1 protein-coding gene is annotated in these 270 nt (G+C 68.5%); it reads left to right on the top strand.

The window, feature by feature from the left end; genetic code table 11:
- The coding region (locus tag SB754_RS20470) for an HAD-IA family hydrolase (protein WP_410784196.1) at nt 1-270 on the top strand (270 nt) is incomplete at both ends.

The following is a 270-nucleotide window of genomic DNA, read 5'->3' as shown; positions in this document are numbered from 1 at the left end:
CCGGGCTCGAATACGCCGCACAGGTCGAAGCCACCGTGGTCGGCAAGCCCAACGCGGCCTTCTTCCAACTGGCGGCAGCAGATATGGCACTCGCCCCCGCGCAGTGCCTCATGGTCGGCGACGACATCGACAGCGATGTAGCCGGTGCGCAAGCAGCAGGCATACGGGGGCTGCTGGTACAGACCGGCAAGTATCGCGATACCGCTCTGCAGCGCGCCGCGGCCACGCCCGATGCGGGGCTGCCCTCCATTGCCGCCCTACCCGACTGGC

The organism is Leifsonia sp. SIMBA_070, assembly GCF_046534635.1.
Lineage (GTDB): Bacteria > Actinomycetota > Actinomycetes > Actinomycetales > Microbacteriaceae > Leifsonia.
Note: the sequence above shows the minus strand (reverse complement) of the source record. Positions and strands in the feature narration are given on the sequence as shown.